Source organism: Neisseria sp. HMSC073G10 (assembly GCF_001812605.1).
Classification (GTDB): Bacteria; Pseudomonadota; Gammaproteobacteria; order Burkholderiales; family Neisseriaceae; genus Neisseria; species Neisseria subflava_A.
Window position 1 is genome coordinate 1 of sequence record NZ_KV809521.1, and the last position, 6601, is coordinate 6601.

The window sequence follows — 6601 nt, forward strand, 5'->3', positions numbered from 1 at the left end:
TGCTGCCGCTGTCGCCGTTGAAGGTCAGGCCTTTGCTGTCAACGGTGGTTTTGGCATCTACGCCTTTTTGGATGTTATCTTTAGTGCTTTGAGCGAGATCGATACTGTAATTAGTTGTGACGGCACCATCGGCTGCAGTTGTGGTATTAGAGTTCAAATTCAAAGCATTGGAAACTTGTACCGTTGCTTTATCTGCGCTGACGGTATAAGTGGTTTCTTTGCCTGAAATTGTTTTATTAACGTGCGCGTTATTGCCTGCCTCCACCTTGGTTGTGGTTTTGGCATTATTGATGGCATTGGCTACATCGCCGGCAGTCGCCACACCGGCAGTCGGTGCGGAAACTGTGCCATTATTATTGACAGACAATGTGCCTTGAGTGACGTTGATTTGGACTTTTGATGCATTCTCGCCATCGGCAACTGCAACGGTCGTCAAGTTGCCATTAGCGTAGTTGACTGTACCGTTGTTATTGATACGGGATTTGTCTGTACCGTTTTGTTGGATATTGTGTCCAACATTGTTCATCACTGTGTACAGTTGGCTACCATTAACTGCATCGGTTGAAGTGGCGGAAATACGGCCTGCGGCAACATTGTGAATTTGGCGTTCATTGCCTGCGCTGCCTACAGAAACCGCGCCTGTTTTAGCAGATGAAGAAGCTGAATAGCTGACATTGGTCGCAGCGCCGCTATCGTTTTTGAATGTTGCATTTTTAGCTGTTGCATCAAAATTATTGGCAGTGCCAACAGCACCATTGCCCAATGCAACAGAGCTACCAACCGTAGTCGTCGCACCATTACCCAACGCAACTGAATCGCTTCCAGTCGCTTTTGCATTATTACCGCCGGCAAAACTATTCTGCCCGGCAGCTTGGGCTGAGGAACCAATAGCGGTGGAATAAAGGCCTGAACTGTTTGCCTGCTTACCAATGGCGATAGAATAAGCTTGCGTTGTCTGCGCCTGATGACCAATTGCAACAGAATCATCTCCAACTGCATTTGACAAATAGCCCATTGCCGTACCGTTATTTTGTGCCGCTGCCCTTGCACCGACAACGGTTGCATTTTCGTAGTTGGCTCTACTGTGTGCACCGACGACTATAGAGTAATTGCGATCATTTTCTGTGTTCAAACCTATGGCAATAGAGCCTGTACCGCGGGAATTGGCATTAGAGCCTAAAGCCACGGCACCCACAGTTCCTGAAGTTACAGTTGCATTTGGGCCAACGGCAACAGAAGACGAACCAAGTACGTTGGCATTATGACCTAAAGAAACACTACCCGTCGCACCAGTGCTTGTTGCCGCATTCGGTCCGATGGCAATCGAATTGGTTGCTTTTGCACCGTCATTGTTCCAGTTTTTCGTACCGTCAGTTTTGCCTTCTTCTGACTTAACAGAAAAATAACGAACGCGTTCAAGCGCATTCAATACGCCATAAAGCTGTGAGCCGTTGATTGCATCAGTAGAGGTAGCGGAAATATCGCCAGGGGATACATTAATGATTTGGCGTTCGTAACCTTGAGAACCGACAGACACAACATCACCGGCATCGGTAGTTTGACCGCCTGCCCAAGTGTAGGTTACACCCATAATTTCGCGTTGAACGTATGCCCGACCTTCTTTATCGGTTTTAGAAGCCGTACCCAAAGCCACAGAGTTCAGCAAAGTTGCTTTTGCACCTGTACCCAAAGCTACACCACCAAAGGCAGTGGCTTGAGATTTAGTACCAATAGCCAGAGACAAATCGGCAGATGAATTAGACTGCACACCTAATGCAACAGAACCTTGACCGGCAATGGTATTACCATAAACCCCGCTATTCATTGTATCTCCGGTCATTTCTTTATAGATATCCCGCAGATTTTTACCACGTAGCGCATATTCACCAACTTTCGCACCTTGGGCATTGTATTTGATGAATTTGTCCGTTGCGCTGCCTGAATATTGGGTACCACCAACACTATCAAGGTCATCACCACCCACCGAGATAGATGAATTACCCTCAGCTACAACATTACCACCAACCGCAATAGATTGGTCACCCTTTGCCCACGCGCCCTCAGGTCTGCCCTGTGCATCGACACGGTTACCTGAACCAATAGCAATAGCCTGAGTTATCTTAGGACTACTTGAATCGCCTACTCGAGCCGTATTACCAATAGCAATATTATTGTGAGTTAAACCCGGGTGCATAATGTTTTGGGAAAGAACCCCAGATGCACGTCCAATAGCAATCGTACCAAGGCCGGTTGCATTCGCGTCTGTACCAAGTGCAATAGCACTTGATGGCGCACTACCCGAACTTGGAGAATTTGCCACTGCACTTTTACCGATGGCAATGGTATTTCCAGTTTGAGCTTGGGTTGAATTACCTATAGCGATAGACTCACTTTGATAACCCACTGCATTGGTACCGATCGCAATGGCATTTTGCGCATTGGCTGCAGCCTGACTGCCGCTGCCAATTGCAATGCCGTCTTGACCTCTTGACGTGCTGGATTTGCCCAAAGCCATTGAGCCTATACCAAATGCTTGCGCCGAATTACCCAATGCTGTTGTGCTCGTATTATCGGCAAGAGCATTCTTACCTACCGCTGTCGCTTGCGTACCATTTGCTTTGGAATCTGCACCCAATGCTGTTGAATCTGTAGAAACAGCATTAGCACTTTTACCTATCGCTGTTGCATGTGAACTACTTGCACTTGTATCTGCACCCATCGCAACAGCATGATTTTGAGTAGCCTTGGCATTTGTACCAACAGCAAGACTGTTATTATGTGTTGCATTTGCACTCGTACCTACCGCAACTGCACCATTAGCCGTGGCATTGGCTGATGCTCCTACTGACAGAGCACCAATACCGGTCGCTGTTGCACCGCTGACCGCAGTAGCACTGGTTGGAGGATCAACCGCAATTAGCCCACGTCCCGCAGTTGCCGCATACGAATTACCTGCACCCAAAAGAGCTGCCGAAATCACTGTCAATCTGAAAACTGTCGCGATACCATTTTTACCGGATTCGGCAGATACATCTGTACTGTTTTGTTCTGCAGACGATTTCACACGGCCTTTGGCCAATTCGGACGTTACAACGAAAGATTGAATCGTACGGTTCCAAACGACTTTAAATATCTTATTCATTAGTGTGTCTTTCTCTTTTTATGATGGGTAAAAGCGTAGGCGTGAGCATGACGCTACTTTAAAAAATCTATTGCGGAGGATTTCCCTGCAAAATGCTTGCTTCGAGCTGACGTTTATTGTCACTTTAAGACGAAATTTAGGTCTTTTACTATCTCGAAGTGAAATAGTATTTCATACTTACTAAATATCCGCTAGTCAGAAATATCAACCGATTATCTTTAATTTCTAAATAAAATCACGGCTTTCTACCAAAAAAACCAATTATCAAAAGGGTTTCAGCCATGTTTCTATTAATAAGCGGTGTGTTGCATTCCATTGACAAGTCACAAGCAAACACAGTAACCATGCAACTCATATGCCAATTATTTAAAATATTATTTATTAAAAAACGAAAGAAAAAGGCCGTCTAAAATGTTTCAGACGGCCTTTAATGAAATGATATTGAACAACTACTTACATTGAATAATTTGGTTTTTAAGCTATCAATAAAATTGGCAATATGCTTTTAATACGTCATAGAAAGAATACGTATATCCCTACTTATACAAATGCGGATGGTTTTACAAACCGAATACGGCAATATCGCCCTTGCCTTGACGAATCAGCTCGGTACCATCGGTCATATCGATAACCGTCGTCGGCTCAGTACCGCACCAGCCGCCATCAATAACCAAATCAACAGCATGCTCAAGACGGTCTCGGATTTCGTATGGATCGGTCAATGGCTCTTCGTCTTCGGGCAGCATGAGGGTGCAACTTAAAATAGGTTCGCCCAACTCTTGCAAAAGCGCCAAGGCAGTAGCGTTATCGGGAACACGCAGGCCGATGGTTTTGCGCTTGGGATGAAGCGTGCGATTGGGTACTTCTTTGGTTGCCTGCAAGATAAAGGTGTAGCTGCCGGGCGTAGCTGCTTTAAGCTGGCGGAATTGGGCATTATCTACTTTGGCATAAGTACCCAATTCGCTCAAATCGGCACACATCAGGGTCAGATGGTGTTTTTGATCGATTTTGCGAATCGTGAGAATGCGCTCCATCGCGGTTTTGTCGCCGAGTTTGCAACCCAGCGCATAGCAGGAATCCGTAGGGTAAACGATAACGCCGCCACTGCGGACAATATCGGCGGCTTGCTTGATGAGGCGGTCTTGGGGATTATCGGGATGGATGGCGAAAAATTGTGCCATGTTTTTTTCCTTATCATTCTAATGGTTTGTTGTTTGACATTTTAAAACTTATTTGGCCGTCTGAATATTGGATTTCCGCCACCATGAATGGATTTAGCCTTAGCTACAACACGGCTGACCCAGCGATACCTTATATATAATTTTGATTTACCGGCCGATATCGAAAGTCAATTTAATACACTATATAATGCGTTATTTTGTTTGAAAGTCATCTCAATGTCTGCTTCTTCCCTACCTTCCCGCCGCTTGTCTATTGCACCCATGCTCGATTGGACAGACAGACACTATCGCTTTATGGCGCGACAAATTACACGCAATGCTTGGCTTTATAGCGAAATGGTCAATTCAGGCGCAGTGGTTTACGGAGATAAAGACCGCTTTTTGAGTTTCAACGAAGGCGAGCAACCGGTAGCTTTACAGCTTGGCGGCTCAGATCCGCATGACTTGGCAATCGCTACCAAAGCGGCTGAAGCGTATGGCTATAATGAAGTCAACCTAAATTGCGGCTGCCCCAGCCCACGCGTTCAAAAAGGCGCTTTCGGCGCTTGCCTGATGAATGATGTAAATTTGGTGGCAGATTGTTTGAACGCAATGCAGGATGCAGTTGAAATTCCGGTAACGGTCAAACACCGCATCGGCGTAGACAGACAAACAGAATATCAAGTCGTAGCAGATTTTGTAGGAACACTTCGCGAAAAAACATCCTGCCGCACATTTATCGTCCATGCACGCAATGCTTGGCTGGATGGTTTATCCCCGAAAGAAAACCGCGAAGTCCCGCCACTCAAATATGAATACGTCTACCGCTTGAAACAAGAGTTCCCCGACTTGGAAATTTTAATTAACGGCGGCATCACCAACAACGAAGAAATCGCCGAACATCTGAAATTTGTCGATGGTGTCATGATCGGGCGCGAGGCTTATCACAATCCAATGCTGATGCGCGATTGGGATGCGCTGTTTTATAACGACGCACACGAACCAATCCAATACGCAGATTTAGCAGCTTGGCTATACGCATACAGCCGCGAACAAATCGCCTCAGGGCGCGGCACCATCCTACGCCACATCGTCCGCCATGCACTGGGCTTGATGCACGGCCTAAAAAATGCCCGCACTTGGCGCCGTATGCTCTCAGATGCCGCTTTGCTGAAAGACAACGACGGCAGCCTGATTCTAGACGCATGGAAAGAAGTCGAACGCGCAAATATTTGGGACTAATGCCATATCGTGCGAATAAATGAAAGGCCGTCTGAAACATCAAATAATGTTTCAGACGGCCTTTTAAATTGCAACAGACTGCTAAAGATATTTTCATTTCTCTTTGGCTACTATGATGATTAATTCATCGAATAAACCCAAAACATAATCTAAGCATAAAAAAATGCGGCCTAAATTAGGCCGCATTTACTTTGCTTCGTCTTTTCAGACGGCCTTTTCAGGCCGTCTGAAAGTCAGATTACCATTGGTAACCAACTGCTGCGGTAGCACCGAAGTGACCACGTGAGTTGCCGGAAGCAGTACCTTTGATGATCCAGTTACCACCATCGGAGATGCTAGAGAAGCCGACAGCGTAACCGGTTTCACCGCGGTAGTGACCGCCACCGATAGCCAGCATGCTCTTACCTGGCAAGTAAGCTTGTGGCAGACCGGCAGTAGCCAGAGCTTGAGCCACACCTGCGCGGGCGTTGTTGTCAACCTTGTTCACATTGCTGTTCACATCGCCGAATTTTTGGTTCAGCTGGTCAACGTTAACCGCATCGGTACCTTTCTTACCTGGAGCAACATTTTGGATAGTAGTGTTGCCGGCATCGATACCACCTTGGTTGATGGTTACAGGACCTGCTTTCAGTTCGTTAGTAGTAACACTGTTAACGGTCAGATCAGGGTTCATGCTGACTTTCAGCGCATCGCCGTCTTTCTTAACGAAGATGTTTTGAACTTCTTTCTCTGAAGTCTTACCGGTTGCTTTGTCGAATACTTGAACTTTAGTACCCGCATCACCTTTAATCTGAATAGTGTTATTCAGAGGTTTGGAGATAGAGCCGTCAGTAGTACCAGTCTCATCAACCAGACCGAAGGTGCCATCAGCATCTTTACCGTCTTTACCATCTTTACCGTCTTTCACGGTTGCAGTAGAAGTAGAGATGACTTTACCGTCTTTATCGAAGTTGTTGATAGTGATGGTAGAAGTACCTTTAGCTTCATCACGCTCAACTTTACCTTCAGCAGACTTACCGTTGTCACCGGTATCACCTTTAGCTGCAGCTGTACCATC

At 46.2% G+C, this 6601-nt stretch carries 4 protein-coding genes; 1 reads left to right on the plus strand and 3 read right to left on the minus strand.

All coding sequences use genetic code 11. The features are described from left to right. Both HMPREF2865_RS11975 and HMPREF2865_RS05785 read right to left on the minus strand, forming a co-directional pair. Positions 1-3142: ESPR-type extended signal peptide-containing protein (locus tag HMPREF2865_RS11975; protein WP_283120646.1), on the minus strand; the 3142-nt coding region annotated here is incomplete at its 3' end. A 560-nt stretch (positions 3143-3702) separates the two neighbouring features. Next, positions 3703-4323 (minus strand): L-threonylcarbamoyladenylate synthase, encoded by a 621-nt coding sequence (locus HMPREF2865_RS05785; RefSeq protein ID WP_003748466.1) that lies wholly within the window; start codon positions 4321-4323, stop codon positions 3703-3705. A 210-nt stretch (positions 4324-4533) separates the two neighbouring features. Between HMPREF2865_RS05785 and dusA the strand changes: the two genes are divergently transcribed. Next, a complete protein-coding gene (gene dusA, locus HMPREF2865_RS05790) occupies positions 4534-5544 on the plus strand; it encodes a tRNA dihydrouridine(20/20a) synthase DusA (RefSeq protein ID WP_210399354.1) in 1011 nt (336 codons plus the stop codon). A 238-nt stretch (positions 5545-5782) separates the two neighbouring features. On the opposite strand, the gene HMPREF2865_RS11980 is transcribed toward dusA, so the two are convergent. Then, positions 5783-6601 (minus strand): YadA family autotransporter adhesin (locus tag HMPREF2865_RS11980; RefSeq protein ID WP_210388918.1); only part of this gene is annotated, 819 nt, incomplete at its 5' end.